15 protein-coding genes, 3 tRNA genes, 1 other RNA gene and 1 other annotated feature are annotated in these 18,161 nt (G+C 47.3%); of the genes, 5 read left to right on the forward strand and 14 right to left on the reverse strand.

Going from position 1 to position 18,161, the window contains the following annotated elements; genetic code table 11:
• Positions 1-352: 352 nt before the first annotated feature.
• From ACFO4U_RS13865 to tadA, 6 genes are all read right to left on the reverse strand, one after another.
• Complete coding sequence (locus ACFO4U_RS13865) at positions 353-577, reverse strand: YaaL family protein (RefSeq protein WP_031424056.1); 225 nt, start codon at positions 575-577, stop codon at positions 353-355.
• Entirely contained in the window at positions 574-1,173 is a 600-nt protein-coding gene (gene recR, locus ACFO4U_RS13870) for a recombination mediator RecR (RefSeq protein ID WP_012727753.1), read from the reverse strand. Before recR ends, ACFO4U_RS13865 begins: the two co-directional genes overlap by 4 nt.
• Positions 1,174-1,195: 22 nt before the next feature.
• Complete coding sequence (locus tag ACFO4U_RS13875; protein WP_012727754.1) at positions 1,196-1,513, reverse strand: YbaB/EbfC family nucleoid-associated protein; 318 nt, start codon at positions 1,511-1,513, stop codon at positions 1,196-1,198.
• Between the two features lie 14 nt (positions 1,514-1,527).
• Positions 1,528-3,204 carry a DNA polymerase III subunit gamma/tau gene (dnaX, locus tag ACFO4U_RS13880; protein WP_031424060.1) on the reverse strand — a complete coding sequence of 559 codons (1,677 nt, stop codon included), beginning with the start codon at positions 3,202-3,204 and terminating at the stop codon, positions 1,528-1,530.
• Between the two features lie 94 nt (positions 3,205-3,298).
• Positions 3,299-3,566, reverse strand: an RNA gene (ffs, locus tag ACFO4U_RS13885) — signal recognition particle sRNA large type.
• A gap of 53 nt (positions 3,567-3,619) precedes the next feature.
• A complete protein-coding gene (gene tadA / locus ACFO4U_RS13890; RefSeq protein WP_215244442.1) occupies positions 3,620-4,120 on the reverse strand; it encodes a tRNA adenosine(34) deaminase TadA in 501 nt (166 codons plus the stop codon).
• Between the two features lie 121 nt (positions 4,121-4,241).
• On the opposite strand from tadA, the gene ACFO4U_RS13895 reads away from it, so the two are divergent.
• The gene (locus ACFO4U_RS13895; RefSeq protein WP_012727757.1) at positions 4,242-4,877 is read left to right on the forward strand and encodes a deoxynucleoside kinase; all 636 of its coding nucleotides are present in this window, start codon (positions 4,242-4,244) and stop codon (positions 4,875-4,877) included.
• A complete protein-coding gene (locus ACFO4U_RS13900) occupies positions 4,874-5,545 on the forward strand; it encodes a deoxynucleoside kinase (protein WP_074035276.1) in 672 nt (223 codons plus the stop codon). The genes ACFO4U_RS13895 and ACFO4U_RS13900 overlap by 4 nt, the downstream gene beginning before the upstream one ends.
• A gap of 120 nt (positions 5,546-5,665) precedes the next feature.
• Here ACFO4U_RS13900 and ACFO4U_RS13905 read toward each other — a convergent pair.
• The 7 genes from ACFO4U_RS13905 to pdxS all read right to left on the reverse strand — a co-directional run bounded on the left by ACFO4U_RS13905 (position 5,666) and on the right by pdxS (position 10,507).
• Positions 5,666-5,755 (reverse strand) — tRNA-Ser (locus tag ACFO4U_RS13905).
• 29 nt (positions 5,756-5,784) lie between these two features.
• A tRNA-Ser gene (locus ACFO4U_RS13910) sits at positions 5,785-5,875 on the reverse strand.
• A gap of 37 nt (positions 5,876-5,912) precedes the next feature.
• Positions 5,913-6,003: transfer RNA gene (locus tag ACFO4U_RS13915), tRNA-Ser, on the reverse strand.
• A gap of 138 nt (positions 6,004-6,141) precedes the next feature.
• Positions 6,142-7,425: a serine--tRNA ligase gene (gene serS / locus ACFO4U_RS13920; RefSeq protein WP_012727759.1), complete on the reverse strand. Its 1,284-nt coding sequence runs from the start codon at positions 7,423-7,425 to the stop codon at positions 6,142-6,144.
• Positions 7,426-7,476: 51 nt separating this feature from the next.
• Positions 7,477-7,685 (reverse strand) — a binding site (T-box leader).
• An 18-nt stretch (positions 7,686-7,703) separates the two neighbouring features.
• Positions 7,704-8,951, reverse strand: a complete 1,248-nt coding sequence (locus ACFO4U_RS13925; RefSeq protein WP_196431817.1) for a D-alanyl-D-alanine carboxypeptidase family protein — start codon at positions 8,949-8,951, stop codon at positions 7,704-7,706.
• Positions 8,952-9,036: 85 nt separating this feature from the next.
• Positions 9,037-9,615, reverse strand: coding sequence for a pyridoxal 5'-phosphate synthase glutaminase subunit PdxT (gene pdxT / locus ACFO4U_RS13930; protein WP_074035275.1), 579 nt, complete (start codon positions 9,613-9,615; stop codon positions 9,037-9,039).
• A 1-nt stretch (position 9,616) separates the two neighbouring features.
• Positions 9,617-10,507 (reverse strand): pyridoxal 5'-phosphate synthase lyase subunit PdxS, encoded by an 891-nt coding sequence (pdxS, locus tag ACFO4U_RS13935; protein WP_012727762.1) that lies wholly within the window; start codon positions 10,505-10,507, stop codon positions 9,617-9,619.
• A gap of 288 nt (positions 10,508-10,795) precedes the next feature.
• On the opposite strand from pdxS, the gene pdxR reads away from it, so the two are divergent.
• The 3 genes from pdxR to ACFO4U_RS13950 all read left to right on the forward strand — a co-directional run bounded on the left by pdxR (position 10,796) and on the right by ACFO4U_RS13950 (position 16,379).
• The gene (pdxR, locus tag ACFO4U_RS13940) at positions 10,796-12,199 is read left to right on the forward strand and encodes a MocR-like pyridoxine biosynthesis transcription factor PdxR (protein ID WP_159563186.1); all 1,404 of its coding nucleotides are present in this window, start codon (positions 10,796-10,798) and stop codon (positions 12,197-12,199) included.
• The gene (locus tag ACFO4U_RS13945) at positions 12,196-12,816 is read left to right on the forward strand and encodes a class A sortase (protein WP_196431818.1); all 621 of its coding nucleotides are present in this window, start codon (positions 12,196-12,198) and stop codon (positions 12,814-12,816) included. The genes pdxR and ACFO4U_RS13945 overlap by 4 nt, the downstream gene beginning before the upstream one ends.
• 140 nt (positions 12,817-12,956) lie before the next feature.
• The gene (locus ACFO4U_RS13950; protein ID WP_196431819.1) at positions 12,957-16,379 is read left to right on the forward strand and encodes an alpha-amylase family glycosyl hydrolase; all 3,423 of its coding nucleotides are present in this window, start codon (positions 12,957-12,959) and stop codon (positions 16,377-16,379) included.
• Positions 16,380-16,419: 40 nt separating this feature from the next.
• On the opposite strand, the gene guaB is transcribed toward ACFO4U_RS13950, so the two are convergent.
• Entirely contained in the window at positions 16,420-17,883 is a 1,464-nt protein-coding gene (guaB, locus tag ACFO4U_RS13955) for an IMP dehydrogenase (protein WP_074035270.1), read from the reverse strand.
• Positions 17,884-18,161 lie beyond the last annotated feature (278 nt).

Genomic DNA, 18,161 nt, shown 5'->3' on the forward strand with positions numbered 1-18,161 from the left:
TCCAAAGAATTTGATATAGCTCTTAAATTGACGAAGCTTGCGCTTCATTCAAAAATTGTAAAACTTTTTTGCCTCATCGTTCAGTTTTCAAAGTTCGTCTGCCGCTCTTGGCGACTTAAATATCTTACCAAGTGGAGAACAAAAGGTCAACCACTTTTTAAAAATATTTTTTGTTTTCTTCGTCGCTTATCTCGGCGACGTCTATTAATATATCAGTAAAATAATAACCACGCAACCCTTTTTGTTAAAAAGATTAGAGAAATATATAAAAACTTCATTTGTTCAACCAAAACGATTTTTTTCTTTCATTATATAGGACTAAAAATAAAGAAGGCGCGCCATTGGCGTCGCCTTAAGAACGAAGAGACGATAACGAAACATTTCGCTTCTTTGCTTCTTTCAAATAGAAGAAGTAGAGAGCTTCCGCTTGCTTCACTTGAGCAGCTAGCTCTCCCGTGTCCTCTATGCTGACTTCAAGAATCCGACGTTTCGATTCAAACTTAGCCTTAGCTTCTAGCAACTCAGTCAGTAGTCGTTGATCATAATCATCTCTTAACGACTTACGAAACCATTTCATAGTTCTCTTCTACCTTCCATTGCCCGAGATAATGTCACTTCATCCGCATACTCCAAATCTCCACCGACTGGTAAACCATGGGCAAGACGCGTCACGCGAATTCCCGTCGGTTTGAGTAGTCTCGATAAATACATCGAAGTCGCTTCCCCTTCAATGTTCGGGTTGGTCGCTAAAATCACTTCTTGAATCGACTCGTTCTCTTGTAAACGTGTCAGCAAACTTGAAACATTAATATCCTCTGGACCAATCCCTTCCATTGGACTAATGGCTCCATGAAGAACATGATACTTCCCTCTGTACTCCCGCATCTTCTCCATAGCAATCACGTCTCTTGAGTCTTGAACCACACAAACCACCGTTTCATCCCGATGTGAGTCTTTGCAGATTGCACACGGATCAATATCTGTGATGTGGCCACACACGGTACAATACTTTATGTCACGCTTCGCACTCACGAGAGATTTCGCGAACGTCAACACATCGTCTTCTTCCATATCTAATACATGGAATGCTAAACGTACCGCAGTTTTCGGTCCAATCCCAGGTAACTTCGTAAAACTCTCAATCAATCGTCCAATGGCTTCAGGGTATTGCAACTCGCATCGATCCTTTCTTCACTTAAAAGCCTGGGAGGTTCATCCCTTGTGTGAAACGTCCCATCTTATCATTCACAAGCTGATCCGCTTGTTTCATTGCATCATTGATTGCTGCTAAGACGAGATCTTGTAACATATCCACATCGTCCGGATCGACAACGTCTTCAGCAATAATGACGTCTAAAACTTCTTTATGACCGCTGACGACAACTTTCACCATGCCGCCTCCCGCTGTTCCTTCAACCGATAACTCTTTTAATTCCTCTTGAGCTTTCGCCATATCTTTTTGCATCTTTTGCATCTGTTTCATCATGTTGTTCATGTTTCCCATTCCACGCATTCAGAGCGCCTCCCTTATGTTTCTTCGATTTCAACGACATCGCCAAAACGTTCCATCGCCTGCGCAACTAGCGGATCCTCGGTTTCCGGCTCTTCGACTTGTTCCGTTCGTTCTGCTTGTTTTTGAAGGATGAACTCATTTTTTAGTTCATTCCAATCCGTCTCAAGCACCGCCATGATTTCGCGACGAATCCCCGTCACTTCGAATAACGCCTGTTCAATCACATCGCGCGTACGACCATTTGAACTCACTTGTTCATAGTGCCATGTCATTCCATCTTTAAATTGTACCAGTAAGGTGTCACTTGCACAAAGGACAGCTTCACTTTCATAGAAGAGAGCGAAAATCGGACCATCTTGTATCCGAATATTCGTCATGATATCTCCCCAGCTGTCGCGAATCGCATTCAAATGCTGCCGTTCGGCCCGTTGCAAGAGTTGGCGAATCCGTTCTTTAGGCACCCGGATTTGTGTCCGTTTCGGAGCAGGCTTCGGCTTTTCTGCTTCTCCACCTGTCACGACAACACCATTCTTCTTCACTTCATTTAATTCACGGCTCAGTTCACGCACTTGATCCTGTAGTTGTGTCATTTGCTCACTAATTGTACGGCCTTGTTCCGCAATCCGGATGAATGTTAACTCCACCAACACTTTCGGATGGTTAGATAACCTCATCTGCTGTTGGCAATCATTGAGCTCTTCAATCACTTGGAACAATTCATCCGTTGAAGTCGCTTCGACGAACTGACGAAACTCGTCAGTCGGACGAGCACGTTCCAATAAGTCAGCTGCTTGTGGAGATGCTTTCAAGAGTAACGCATCCCGATGAACGAACACTAAATCTTCGATGAAACGTTTCAAGTCCTTCCCTTCACGTAACATCAATTCAAGCGTACTCAAAATGGCATTTAACTCTTTTCGCTGGAGACCATACGCCATGTCGAGCAACGTTTCATCCGTCACGGCACCCGTGACTTCTAACACCGCTTCTTCCGTCAACCGCCCATCACTGAATGCGAGCGCCTGATCAAGTAAGCTAAGGGCATCTCGCATCCCGCCATCGGCAGCACGTGCGATGAGTTTCAACGCTTCCGGATCGTAGTCATGGTCTTGGTCGTTCAAAATATAGGCCATCCGCGTTTGCAATTGACTCACTTCATGTCGTTTGACATCGAATCGCTGACAGCGGGAAATGATCGTGGCCGGAATTTTATGTGGTTCTGTTGTAGCCAAGATGAATATCGCATGTGCCGGTGGTTCCTCAAGCGTCTTTAACAACGCGTTGAATGCACCGGTCGATAACATATGCACTTCATCAATGATGTATACTTTGTAACGCCCTTGGGACGGCGGATATTTGACTTTGTCTCGAATCTCCCGAATTTCGTCAACTCCGTTGTTCGATGCGGCATCAATTTCAAACACGTCGGGACTTGTCCCTTCCGTGATGGCGATACACGTCGGACAGGTGTTACATGGTTCACGTGTCGGCGCACTTTCACAGTTGATTGCCTTGGCGATGATTTTCGCCAAACTCGTCTTCCCCGTTCCACGTGGGCCGGAAAATAGGTACGCATGTGACATCCGCTCCTCTAACAGAGCATTTTGAATCGTACGTGTGATATGGACTTGACCGACGACCTCTTGAAACGATTGAGGTCTATATACACGATATAACGCTTGATACGCCATGAGTTCGCCTCCTTCCCTACTGTTCTTCTCTATCTCATCATACAAAAAAATCTACAGCCCGGGGGCCATAGATTGAAGTTATAAAATAAATCTGCCGCGCACCGATTTCTGAAAGCACGTCAACATGCGTTACTCATGCAGTTTGCTCAGCCCAAGCACCCCTGCGGCACACGGTACGTCACCACTTAAGGCTGCTTCCTTCCGGACCTGACCTGGTTCATGGGTGACCGTTGCGCAGGACTCAGACGTCAACGCCACTTACATAAGGCAGACCACACCAGCGCACTCCCTCGAATCGGGATTCAGTCTCGCTACAGCGGATTGCGAGTGACAGGGCACCGCTACCTCCCCACCTAGCACGGCAAATGGGTAAATGAAATTAGGCACTATCTCGAGTGCTATTACATTATACTGTTTAATCGGTTGGGTTGCAACCTCTCTGATTGAGTCGGTCTTGTTTCTTCCTTTCCCGAAGCGCTCGGAAGAAATCTGTCAGGAGCTGTCCACATTCTTCTGCTAAAACATTTTCTGTCACTTCAGCTTGGTGATTGAATCGCTCATCCTGCACCAAGTTCATCAATGTCCCGCAACATCCACCTTTCGGGTCGTAGGCACCGAAAATGACACGTTTCACGCGAGATAACACGATTGCGCCCGCACACATCGGACACGGTTCAAGGGTAACGTATAGTTCGCAGTCTTCTAATCGCCAATTTCCTAACATTTCATTAGCCGTTTCAATCGCAATCATTTCGGCGTGTGCTGCCGCCAGACGATCTGTCTCACGACGATTGTGCCCAGTTGCAATCACCTGGTCTCCCTTTACGATTACACAACCAATCGGCACCTCGCCAATGGCTTCTGCTTTCTTCGCTTCTTCGATGGCCAACTGCATAAATCGCTCATCACGTTCCATCGATTCACCTCATTTCTTATTTAAAACTATGAAAAAAAATGAAAATCAAATCCCTCGCCATATCGCTCGTATTGTGTGCTAGAATGGAACTTGCACTTTGGATAATGGAGGATGACATCATATGTTTATAACGGTAGAAGGACCGATTGGTGTCGGGAAAACATCACTGGCCCATATCATCAGTCAGCATTTCTCGATGCAGATGCTGAATGAAATTGTAGAAGAGAACCCATTTCTCGGCAAGTTTTATGAAGATATCGAAGAATGGAGTTTCCAAACGGAAATGTTCTTCTTGTGCAATCGATTCAAGCAGTTGGATGATATTCACAAACACCACTTGAGTCAGCAACAATCCGTCGTTTCGGACTATCATATTTTCAAAAACTTGATTTTTGCTCACCGTTCGCTGAAACCGGCACATTTGAACAAGTACGAGCAGATTTATAAGATTTTGACACATGATATGCCGAAACCTGATGTCGTCATTTACTTACATGCCAGCATTGAGACATTAATGAAACGAGTCGCCTTGCGTGGACGTGAAGTGGAAGAAAATATGTCTCGTGATTACCTCGAACAACTTGCTCACGACTATGAGACGTTTGTTGAATCGTATCGCGCGGCCCATCCAGAAGTGAAGATTCTCTCGTTCAGTGGGGATGAACTCGACTTTGTACACAATCCGGACGACTTGACTCATGTCCTAAAAACGATTGAGCGTGAATTAGAATTAACTAAAGGAGCCCAAATAAAATGAAGCTGATTGATAAATATAACATCCCGAACGATACAATCATTACAATCGGGGGAATGGTCGGGATTGGGAAATCAACGATCACCAATTCGTTAGCCGATGCATTGAATTTCCGAACGTCTCTCGAAAAAGTAGATACCAACCCTTACCTCGATAAATTCTATCATGATTTCGAACGTTGGAGCTTCCATCTTCAAATTTACTTCTTGGCAGAACGTTTTAAAGAACAGAAGAAAATCTTCCAATACGGTGGCGGCTTCATCCAAGATCGTTCAATCTATGAAGATACAGGCATCTTCGCCAAGATGCACTATGAAAAAGGGACGATGTCACCAACAGACTACGAAACGTATTCTAGTTTGTTCGAGGCAATGGTGTTGACACCGTTCTTCCCGCACCCGGATCTATTAATCTATCTTGAAGGTTCGTTCGAACAAGTACTCGAACGCATTCAGATGCGCGGTCGCGAGATGGAACAGCAAACACCAATCGCTTATTGGGAAGAGATGTACACCCGCTACACAGAATGGATCAACAACTTCAACCTGTGCCCGGTATTGCGTCTCTCGATCGAAGAGTATGACCTCATCAACGACCCAGATTCAGTCGAACTCATTCTTGAGAAAATTGAAAAGCAACTCACGATTGCACGCGAAGCAAAAGTGAGATAATCAATAGAAGGATTGCGCCAACGAAAGCGTAATCCTTCTTTTTGTGCATAAAAAAATCCACAGCGCTTATGTCTGTGGATACAAAAAATGCATCTGCCTCTGCAGATGCCCGATTGAAAGCGGAGTTGGTGGGATTCGAACCCACGCGAGCCTTGCGACTCCTAACGGATTTCGAGTCCGTCCCCTTCAGCCGGACTTGGGTACAACTCCAGGCCTAAAAAAGTGTAAAAAAAAGAAAGTGGAGGAGGTGGTGGGATTCGAACCCACGCAGGCTATTACACCCCTGACGGTTTTCAAGACCGTTCCCTTAAACCACTTGGGTACACCTCCAAAAGATATAAAATTGTGTGAGCCTCCAAAAAAGAAATGGAGGAGGTGGTGGGATTCGAACCCACGCAGGCTGTTACACCCCTGACGGTTTTCAAGACCGTTCCCTTAAACCACTTGGGTACACCTCCAAAGCTCATATGCAATTCGTGAGCAACAGTGTCGCTCGACATGATTTATAGTACCAACTGAAGAGACAGATGTCAAACCCTTTTGTGAAAAAACATTAAAAAAATTGAGCAGCCTCAAAATCGAGGCTGCTCAAGCGTTTAGTTCGGCATTTCAATCTTTTCTTTTCCACCCATGTAAGGACGAAGAACTTCTGGAATCACGACCGATCCATCCGCTTGTTGATAATTTTCAAGAATCGCTGCGACCGTTCGTCCGACCGCCAAACCTGAACCGTTCAACGTATGCACAAACTCAGGTTTCGCATTGGCGTCACGACGGAAACGAATTCCCGCACGACGCGCTTGGAAATCTTCAAAGTTTGAGCAAGACGAGATTTCACGATAGACCCCTTGTGCCGGCATCCATACTTCAATATCGTATTTTTTCGCGGCAGTGAATCCGAGATCTGCCGTACACATGCTGAGCACTTGATAAGGAAGGCCTAGACGTTTTAAGACTTCTTCAGCATGACCTGTCAACAGTTCCAATTGCTCATAAGACTCTTCCGGTTTTACGAAACGGACGAGCTCGACTTTATTGAATTGGTGCTGACGAATTAATCCACGTGTGTCACGTCCCGCTGACCCAGCTTCAGAACGGAAGTTTGCACTATATGCAGTATACGCGATTGGAAGTTGTGTTTCCGGAAGAATTTCTTCACGGTGCATGTTCGTGACCGGTACTTCAGCAGTCGGAACGAGGAAGTAGTTCGTATCCGCTACTTTAAATGCATCCTCTTCAAATTTAGGAAGCTGACCCGTTCCTGTCATCGAATCTCGATTGACCATGTAAGGAGGTAACACTTCAGCGTACCCATGCTCATCTGAATGAAGGTCCATCATAAAGTTGATGAGGGCACGTTCTAAGCGAGCGCCTAATCCTTTATAGAAGACGAAGCGGCTACCTGTTACTTTTCCAGCGCGCTCGACATCGACGATTTGAAGATCTTCCATCACGTCCCAATGTTGCTTAGGCTCGAAATCAAACTCAGGCTTTGTCCCGATTTCGCGAATCGTCACGTTGTCGTCTTCCGTTTCGCCGATTGGTGTTGATTCGTGCGGGATATTTGGGATGCTGAGTAAAATCAAGTTGAGTTCTGCCTCAACTTCGCGTAACTCTTCGTCCAACAGTTTGATTTCATCGCCGAGGCGACGTGTCTCTAAAATCGGACCTTCGGCATCTTCTTTGTTCCGCTTCAATTCAGCGATCTGTTTTGTCGCTTCGTTGCGCTTCGCTTTCTTCACTTCGACTTCGTTGATCAAGTCGCGACGTTTCTCCTCTAGTTGTGGGAAGCGGTCAAGTGCACTCAAGTCTTCCCCCCGGTGAGCTAACTTTTCTTTAATCCCTTCAAAATCCTGTCGCAAACGTTTAATGTCTAACATTGCTATTCCTCCTTTTTCATATAAAAAAGGTGGCACGTCCCTTTCCCGTAGGAAAGGGACGAACCACCTTGGATCCGCGTTGCCACCCTCGTTGCCCAAATGTTTGAGCCACTCGATGCACGTAACGTGTGCGAACGTGACTTGTTTCCAAGTCAATGCTCCGAGGCCGATTCGGTCACGTCATCTCACTAGTTTGCACCAACCACTAGCTCTCTGTCAGTAGACGTACGTAACGTACTTATTCTCATCATCGCATCTGTCATTGAATTAATCTTACTTTACAACATCTCAACTTGTTCGACAAGACTGATTTTTCCAAGTGCGAGTCGGATTTGATCGAGGAAATCCAAAAAAGCTCGCGTTATTCTCGTCAAGAACGAGGCGGTATCGACCGACTCCGCTGTAACAAGTGCCATCTTAGGAGGAGCCTCTCCCTCTAAATAGCGTACGTTCTCCGAAGAATCGATGGTGACCATGCCTGCCTGTGTGTCAGCCTTAATCGGAGCCTCTAAATCAAGCAGATCATATTCAGGCTCCGGTACGGGTCTTCCTTTTTCGACTAATACTTCAAAGTCGTTCGTCGTTCGGACCGCGACTTGCTCTTCCTCGCCTTGAGAGACCGTTGCCATCTTGGAGATTGTCTCCCCCATCCGCAAGATTGGGGTCATCACGAAATCCGCATAAGCATAATCATGTAGCGCTTTCGTTGCTGCATAACGTCCCTCGTCCGATGTTGCACCGAGGACGACCGACAAAACGGTACGCCCATCCCGTGTGGATACGCCGATGAAACAATATCCCGCCTCATTCGTCGTTCCTGTCTTGAAGCCGAGCATTCCCGGATAAGCGAGGTCACGATTAGCGAGCATGCGATTCGTCGCATCAAATCGAACACCGTCGACGTCCACGTATGCCCGCTTCGTCACGTCGAGCACTTCCGGATACGTCGTCAAATACGCAATCGCGAGCTTCATCAAGTCCTTAGCAGACGTCAAGTTGTCTCCCGGTAGGCCAGCGGATTCAGAATCGAGTCCTGAGGCGTTCGCGAACGTCGTTTGCGTCATCCCTAATTCATCAGCCCGGCGATTCATCTCTTTGACGAATGCCTCTTCCGAACCGGATACGGCCTCCCCGAGCGTTACGGCCGCTTCATTCGCTGAACGAATCAACGCGGCATCGTATAATTCTTTGACGGTATATGGTTTATTTAACAGCGGGATTCGTGCCAACCCCGGCTTTCTCGTCAACGCCAAAGCAGCATCGCTCGGTGTGATTTCTTGTGTCCAACTGAGTTTCCCTGCCTGAATCGCCTCACGCGTCAAAAATGCAGTCATCAGCTTCGTGATTGAAGCCGGCTGAAGCATCGAATCTTCTTGTTTGGCAAATAGAACTTGTCCTGTCGTCACGTCTACAAGCATCGCGCTTGCTGCATCCACTTTCGGAGCGGCCGCAGAGGCAGCCGATGGCAACATGGTCTGTATGACGAATACGACAGTGAGCAATATGATGAAATAACGGGCCTTCACATCGTTTCCCCTTTCTGTACGCTTCTTTGTTCAGTGTAACAAAAAATAAGTTTGAAGGACCCCCTTTTTGCGAGGTCCCTCAAACTTATACATGTTGACTCTGATTCGCTTTGACCATCTCGATAAAATAGCGATGTAACGAGAGGTCATCCGTCAATTCGGGATGGAACGAGCAAGCCAGATACTGATTGTAACGGACCGCCACAATCGCTTCCTCCACTTCAGCGAGCACATCTACTTCCGGTTCGACACGTGCCACTTGTGGGGCACGAATAAAGACCGCTTCGACTGGCTCATCGATCCCTTTCACTGGAAGGTCGACTTCAAAACTGTCGACCTGACGTCCGAACGCATTGCGTTTCACTGTCATCGGGATTTTCTTCAAGTGGGCGTCATACCCTTCGACTTCGTTCGCGAGAAGAATCATGCCGGCACATGTGCCGAACATTGGTAACGTTTCCGTCTCTCGAAGTGGTTCAAGTAATCCATAACGATCGAGTAGTCGACGCATTGCCGTGCTCTCTCCACCTGGTAACACGAGTCCGTCAATTGACTCCAAGTCTTCTACCGAGCGAACGACAACGGTTCGAGCACCGAGCGCTTCCAGCATGCGAACATGCTCACGAATCGCACCTTGCATTCCTAATACGCCAATCGTTACCATCTTACCAGCCTCGTGGTGCCATGAGTTCTTCTTCTTTGAGTGTGCGGACGTCGAGTCCTTTCATCGCCTCACCCAATCCTTTTGACAAGTGTGCGATTCGCTCATAGTCATCGTGATACGTTGTTGCTTCTACAATGGCACGTGCAAATTTTTCTGGGTTCTCCGCTTTGAAAATACCAGATCCGACAAAGACTCCATCTGCCCCGAGGTGCATCATCAAGGCAGCATCCGCTGGTGTCGCGATTCCACCTGCCGCAAAGTTTACGACCGGCAGACGGCCCGCTTCACGGATTTGCATCAATACTTCAAACGGTGCACCGAGGTCGCGCGCCTCTGTCATGACCTCATCCACACTCATCGACAAGAGACGTTTCACTTGAGCTTGGACTGTACGCATATGACGAACCGCTTCGACGATGTTCCCTGTTCCCGGCTCCCCTTTTGTACGAATCATCGCTGCCCCTTCACCGATACGGCGGGCTGCTTCACCGAGGTCGCGTGCTCCACATACGAACGGCGCCGTATAGTCGCGCTTGTACAAGTGGAACTCTTCGTCGGCTGGTGTCAACACTTCACTCTCGTCAATGAAGTCGACCCCCATCGACTCGAGGACACGTGCTTCAGCGATATGCCCGATCCGGCATTTTGCCATAACCGGCACAGATACTGCCCCCATGACGTCTTCGATGATTGTCGGGTCAGCCATACGGGCAACGCCACCCATTTTACGGATATCTGATGGTACACGTTCGAGTGCCATGACAGCCACAGCACCGGCAGCTTCAGCGATTTTCGCCTGTTCAGCGTTGATGACGTCCATGATGACGCCGCCTTTTTGCATTTCAGCCATCCCACGTTTTACTTTATCTGTCCCTACTTGTCTCTTTTCCATTGAAATCCCTCCATTGATTCGTGTTCTACTTGCTAGTATAAGTTGAATTGACTATATTAAAAGTGCCAGTTTCTCATTATTTAAAGTGGTCAGTTTTAAATAAAGGACTCTATTTCATCTATCACGAACCTGTTGAAGTATAAAGGAGGAGTACGTATGTTAAACCGCGATTCGTTTGATGGGGGTCATCGTGCCTCATTCGGGACACCCGGGATTGTCTCTTTCATCATTATTCTTGGGTTTATGCTCTACTTCTTTTTTGGTTCGTAAAGAAAGGAACGTCACACCATGGATATGCTTACCTTATCGCTTGATCAAGAATCGTCCATCCCGCTTTACGAGCAATTGTATAAACACATTCGGGATGCCATCCTCGACGATACGTTAAAGACAGGAACCAAATTACCTTCAAAGCGTAAGCTCTCTCAATTTTTAGATGTCTCGCAGACCACGGTCGAGTTCGCGTATGCCCAGTTACTCGCCGAAGGATACATCGAGTCCATTCCTCGAAAAGGATTTTATGTGTTACCTCAAGAGGAACTGTACGTCCGGCGCTCGAGTAGTACCATCACACCAGCCCCTCAGCGAAAGACATATGATTATGATGTTTCCCCGAGTCAAATCGACACGACTGCCTTCCCGTTTGAACGATGGAAGCGACACATCAAACATGTCGTCGATGACGTGAATCATGAATTACTTGCGTTAGGTTCTGTTCAAGGAGATCTAGAATTACGCCAAGAAATCGCCACATATCTTTATCACTCCCGTGGCGTACAGTGCTCACCAGAACAGATCATCGTCGGGTCCGGTACGGAACAGCTGTTGCCACAACTCTTGAATCTATTACCGGACTCGTCTATCTTCGGGATCGAAGACCCTGGTTATCCGCTCACGCGATTGTTGTTCGAACAACAAGGACGCACGTCGATTCCTATTCCCGTAGACGATAGTGGTGTTTGTGTGAATGAGCTCGAGCGTCATGCAATCGATGCACTATATGTCACACCTGCTCATCAATTTCCGACAGGGACCGTCCTGTCTGTCAGTCGAAGGCAACGTTTGTTAAATTGGGCACTCGTCCATCAGACGTATATCATCGAAGACGATTACGACAGCGAGTTTCGCTATAGCGGCAAGCCGATTCCGTCACTGCAGAGCATGGACCCGAACGAACGGGTTATCTATATCAGTACGTTTTCAAAATCTCTCATGCCATCCTTACGCATCGGCTATATGGTCTTACCGACACCCTTGTTAAACCGTTACCGGGAACGACACCAGTATTTCACCTGTAGCGTTCCCCGGTTCGAACAACAGACGTTGGCCTTATTCATGTCGAGCGGTGACTTTGAGAAGCATTTGAACCGGATGCGAAAAATATACCGTCGTAAGTTAGAAAGTGTCCTCTCCGCCTTCCGACCATTCGAACCGACCGTCACCGTGACCGGAGCAAGTGCCGGATTGCACGTCGTGTTGACCATCGCGACCGAGCGAACAGAGCAAGAATTGAAGCGGTCCGCCGAATCCGCCGGAATCGCCATTAAATCCATGAACGACTATCGTATCGTGCATCCGGACTCCCACAAGCAATTTCTGTTCGGGTTTGCGCATTTGTCTGAGTCGACTTTACCTGACGTGATCGTTCAGTTGATGCTTGCGTGGGAAGTTTCAAAAGGAGGGAAGTCATGAATCGACGTATCCGGTGGCTCATCGGACTTTTACTCATTGGGAGCGGCATCCTCTTTTTGACGAGTCCAATTTGGGAAAATGCCATTGTTAGTTCGACGAGTGAATACGTGGTGGAACAGATGGAATTTCAAGAAGAGAGCGAATTTGATCCAAGTTATAATTTTAAAGCCGTCAGTCCGCTCTCTGTATCGGACGTCCTACAAGCGCGCAATCGGTTTCATAATTTGCCGACAATCGGCGTGATTTCAATTCCCGATGTCTCACTGAAACTTCCCATCATGAAAGGCTTGGACAATGAAAGTCTCGCGGTAGGCACCGGAACGATGCATCCTGAACAAGAGATGGGCAAAGGGAACTACGCGCTCGCCGGCCACTACCTACAACGAGCAACTGCCCTATTCGGACCGCTCCATGAAATCGAGGTCGGTGCCACGATCTACCTTCAAGATGAAACGCAAACGTACGAGTATGTAGTCACTTCGCTTGAAACCGTCTCTCCTGAACGAGTCGATGTATTAGATGTCACCTCAACCCCAACCATCACGTTAATCACGTGTACGTTCGATACGACAGAGCGCCTGATTGTAAAAGGGAAGCTTGTCGCCTCATCCTCTTGACCGCTTCTCCTTTCAGAATAGGAGAGGCGGTTTATTATTTTTTCAAAAACATATTGTTAGCGCTTTCAAGTTCCGATAAACTATTTTTGAAAACGTTTGCATAAAAGTGTGCAAATCCATTTGACAGGAAGAGGTGCCTCATGAAAAAAACAACCGCTCGTCAGGCTTCAACGCTGATCCTTTCCGGAGCATTACTCATTCAAGCCGGTGTCCCGATGAACGCATTGGCCGAACCGACCATGATGACGATTGATGGATTGAAAACAGACTGGAGCTCGATCCCAGCCCTTGCGACTTCCCCGGCTACGGGTTGGCAAGGATTTGATGTCGGTGATTTATACATACAAAACGATGCTCAACATCTTTATTTTTATGTAGATGCGAACAATGTCCCGAATTGGGGCGACAACGGACAATACATTAACATCGCCCTTCAAATTAACGATGAAGATTCTGGCGTCTCTGAAAATCCACTCGGATACCCATTCGACTTTACAGGCGTCGACAAGGCACCTCAATATCATGTTCTCGTTCGTGTCGATGGCGATCAAAAAGTCAAAGAGGCCGCCCTTTATAAGGCCGGACAGGATACCCCACTCTTACAATTGAACCAATTGAACGGTGCGGCTTTCGCAGTGGACCGGACGAAAGGATTCGAAGGAAAGATTCCATTATCCTTACTCGGGCTAAACAATGGAGACCAAGTTCGTGCCTTGACTGTATTGAGCGGCAATAATGCAGGAGAGCATGGTGCGTTCGATACGATTCCAAGTAACGCGGCCAACCAACTGGCGAACAGCTGGAACGTCGCTGCTACTCCGTCGACGCAATCCGTATATAGTGCCCCGTTCACGTTAAATGGGGTGGAGACGATTGATCAGCTTGAGGTCGTTTCGGTGACCCCGGCTTCATCCTCGATCGACGTGGATGTGTCTACCCCAATCACATGGACGTTCAACGAACCTGTCCGTCTCGATACTGAAGCAGTCACGCTTCAACAAGGAGAGACAAAAATCCCGGTCGACGTGACAACGAACGGTTCGACCGTGACACTTCAGCCGAAAGAGGCACTCGCACTCGACACGTCATATACGGCGACCATCCCAGCGGATGCGGTGACAGGGACGATTTCCAACACGTCACTCCCTGCCTTGACGACTTCGTTCAAAACGGCAACCAAGCTCGCCGATCCATGGGAAACGACTCGTTATATCGAGATGAAGTATGTCCGCGCGGATGGAGATTATACGGATTGGAACTTGTGGACGTGGAGCACCGGTAAAAAAGACGGCCAAGTTGACCCGTATCGCATCACGGAGGACGGGGCCATCTTCCGAATCCCCGTTGGCCAAGACGCCACCAAAGTCGGATTTGTGATCCGAAAAGGAACGGATTGGGCTGTGAAGGACGCATACGGAGAAGACAGATACGTCACGCTCGGAGAAGACCGTGTCACGAAGGTCCTCGTCGAAAGCGGCAAAGGTGTGTTCCATCAAGTTCCGACAGTCAACGGACCAGTGTACGGTACAGACGGGATTAGTTTCTTCTACCGCGATGTAGCACTTTATGAATCCGGAAAAATGAATGAAATCGAACAGGTCGCACTCAAAATCAATGATGAAACTTATCCGATGACGTATGAGCCTGAAAACGAATGGTTCCGCCACACAGTGCGTTTGCCTGAAGGCGTTCATGATTACACGTACCTCGTCACAAAAGACGGGGTGACGACTGAAGTGAAGGATCCGTACTTTGAGGCTTCTCAAATCGAGTATCGCCAACCGACCGTCAAACTCACTTCTTCAGTCAGTCCAAAAGCGATTAGCTCCAGAGAAAATGCCGTCCTACGGGTAAAACCAACCTTACCAAAGGGAGTGACGCTTCGTGAACTCTATATCGATGCACGACCTCTCGGAGGACCCGCTAAGTTGCACATCGACCGTGCATTGAATGCTCAAACCATTGCGGTGAAAGATACGATCAAACCAGGAAACAAGACGCTCTCTGTCACAGCCGTCGACCAGTATGGAAATGTCCATCGCTCGAAGACCACCATCCGTGTCGTTCCGAAATCGATGAAAGAGAAACAAGCATTTGATTGGGATGAGGCACGAATCTACTTCATGCTAACCGACCGCTTCTACAACGGGGACGTGTCCAATGATAATCCGAACCGTGAGTACTATGATAAAGACCATCTGGAATCGTACCATGGTGGAGACTTTGCGGGTGTCACAAAAAAACTCGATTATTTAGATGACTTAGGCATCAATACAATCTGGATTACACCGATTGTGGATAACATCGATTGGGATTTGCGTTATGGGAAAGATGGGTCTCAATATGGCTATCACGGATATTGGGCGAAAAACTTTGAAAAACTTGATGAACACCTTGGAGATATGGCCGCATTCCATAAATTGATTGACGAGGCGCATAAGCGTGGCATCAAAATTATGGTCGATGTCGTCTTGAACCATCCAGGCTACGGCATGGAACCAGGTGCAAGTTCAGCCGTCACGAATTTCCCGACGGATGCAGAACGACAAGTATTCGATGGCATGATTCGCGAGAATCCGGTCGATGGGGACGACCTCAGAATGTCCTTATCTGGTCTTCCTGATTTCAAGACCGAGGAAGCGGCCGTGCGGGAGCAATTGGTCAAATGGCAGACGGATTGGATCAAACGTTCGAAAACGAAAAAAGGAAATACAATCGACTACTTCCGTGTCGATACGGTCAAACATGTAGATTCAACGACGTGGAAATCATTCAAAAATGAGCTGACAACAATCAAGCCAGATTTCAAACTCATCGGCGAACACTATGGAGCCAGCATCAACAATACAGGCGGTTATCTGCGGAGTGGACAAATGGATTCCTTGCTCGACTTCGATTTTAAATACCAGGCCGAGCGATTCGTAAACGGCAACATTGAAGATGTAGAAAAATCGCTCCAATATCGGAATAACCAATTATCGAATGAAGCAACGCTTGGACAATTCTTAAGTAGCCACGACGAAGATGGATTCCTCGTCTCGCGCGCAGATGGAGACACAGGTAAGCAAATGGTCGCTGCCGCCCTTCAGATTACGGCCAAAGGTCAACCGGTCATCTATTACGGAGAAGAAGTCGGGCAATCTGGGAAACATGCAGGGGATATGGATAAAGGTGAGTTCAATGAGAACCGCTATGACTTTGACTGGTCACGTGTCAAAGGAGAAGGGAAAGCGATGCATACGCATTACCAAAAACTATTGAATATCCGTGCAGACTATTCTCACGTATTCAGTAAAGGAACACGATCATCCGTCTCTGTGAATGCCAATTCTGGTTACTCGATTTTTGAGCGGGCCTACGGCAAACAGTCCGTTCTCGTCGGATTGAACACGAAAGAGAAAGCACAAACCGTTTCATTTAAGACGTCGTATAAGGCGAAGACTATTTTGATTGACCGCTATAGCGGCAAATCATACACTGTTCAAAAAGACGGGAAGGTGACCGTCTCACTTCCTGCTCAAGATCAGGGAGGTACCGTCATTTTAGTCGAGAAACGCAAATAAAGAACCGCCATCCTGAGTGAACAGGATGGCGGCTTTTTCATTAACGTGAATAGTTTGGTGCTTCTTTTGTAATGTTGACATCGTGTGGGTGGCTCTCTTGGAGTCCAGCACCTGTCATACGAATGAACTGTGTATCTTCACGAAGGGCACGAATGTCGGCAGCGCCGCAATACCCCATACCTGAACGAAGACCACCAATCAATTGATAGACCGTGTCAGCCAGTTCACCGCGATACGCGACGCGACCTTCGATACCTTCAGGAACGAATTTTTTGTCTGCTTCTTGGAAGTAACGATCTTGGCTTCCGCGTTTCATCGATGCTTCTGATCCCATACCACGGTATGTCTTGAATTGACGACCTTGATAGATTTCCATTTCACCTGGGCTCTCTTTCACACCCGCAAGCAAGCTTCCGAGCATGACTGCATTGGCTCCAGCGGCGATGGCTTTGACGATATCACCAGAGTACTTAATTCCACCGTCAGCGATGACTGAGACACCGTGCTCTTTCGCTTCCATCACGCAATCATAGACTGCTGTGATTTGCGGAACACCGACACCTGCGACGACACGTGTCGTACAGATCGAGCCTGGTCCAATCCCAACTTTAATGACGGATGCTCCTGCTTCAATCAATGCACGCGTCGCTTCTGCTGTTGCCACGTTCCCTGCGATGATTGGAAGGGATGGGAACATATCACGTAACTCACGAACCTTTTCAAGTACGCCAGCTGAGTGACCGTGTGCCGTATCGATAACCAATGCATCCACACCTGCTTCAACCAACACTTGAGCACGTGAAGCCGCGTCTTTCGTCACACCGACTGCAGCTGCGACAAGAAGACGACCTTGCTTATCTTTTGCTGCGTTCGGGAACTGTTCGACCTTTTCGATATCTTTCGTCGTAATGAGACCTTTTAATACACCGTTCTCATCGACAAGTGGAAGTTTCTCGATGCGATGTTGATGAAGGATACGCTCGGCTTCTTCAAGCGATGTACCCACTTTTGCTGTGATGAGGTTCTCTGTCGTCATGACATCTTTGATTACCGTCGAATAGTCTTTGATGAAGCGAAGATCACGATTCGTTAAAATACCAATCAATTGACGTTCATCTTCTGAGTTGACGATTGGGACGCCCGAAATACGATACTTACTCATCAAGTATTCTGCATCGTATACTTGACGGTCTGGAGTTAAATAGAACGGGTTTGTGATGACACCATTTTCTGAGCGCTTTACGCGATCGACGTGCTCAGCCTGCATTTCCATCGACATATTCTTGTGAATGACACCTAAACCACCTTGACGGGCCATAGCAATCGCCATTGGGGCTTCAGTAACGGTATCCATACCGGCACTGATGATCGGAATATTTAATTCGAGTCCTTCACAGAGCTTCGTGCTTAAATCAACGTCACGTGGTAAAACATTTGAAAACCGTGGTACGAGTAATACATCATCAAATGTTAAACCTTCTTTTGCAAACTTATTTTCCCACATAAAAATTGATGGCCCCTTTCTCGTTCTACCTACATCTTTGTTTCGAAATATTTCTGTAATGGTAACAGGTATAACGTAAAAGTGCAATTCAATTCCCGATGTTCAGAAAGTTCAGAATTGTGTTCATTAACTTAAATAAGATTAAAATTGTTCGGAATTTCATCGTGTGAACAAGCAGAATATGAAGTTCGATTTCATTATGAACGTAAAAAAACGACCGAGCGTATGCTCGGTCGTCCTGCGTTGTTGCCTGGCAACGTCCTATCCTCACAGGGGGA

The sequence above is a fragment of the Exiguobacterium profundum genome, assembly GCF_042652865.1.
Taxonomy (GTDB): Bacteria; Bacillota; Bacilli; order Exiguobacteriales; family Exiguobacteriaceae; genus Exiguobacterium; species Exiguobacterium profundum.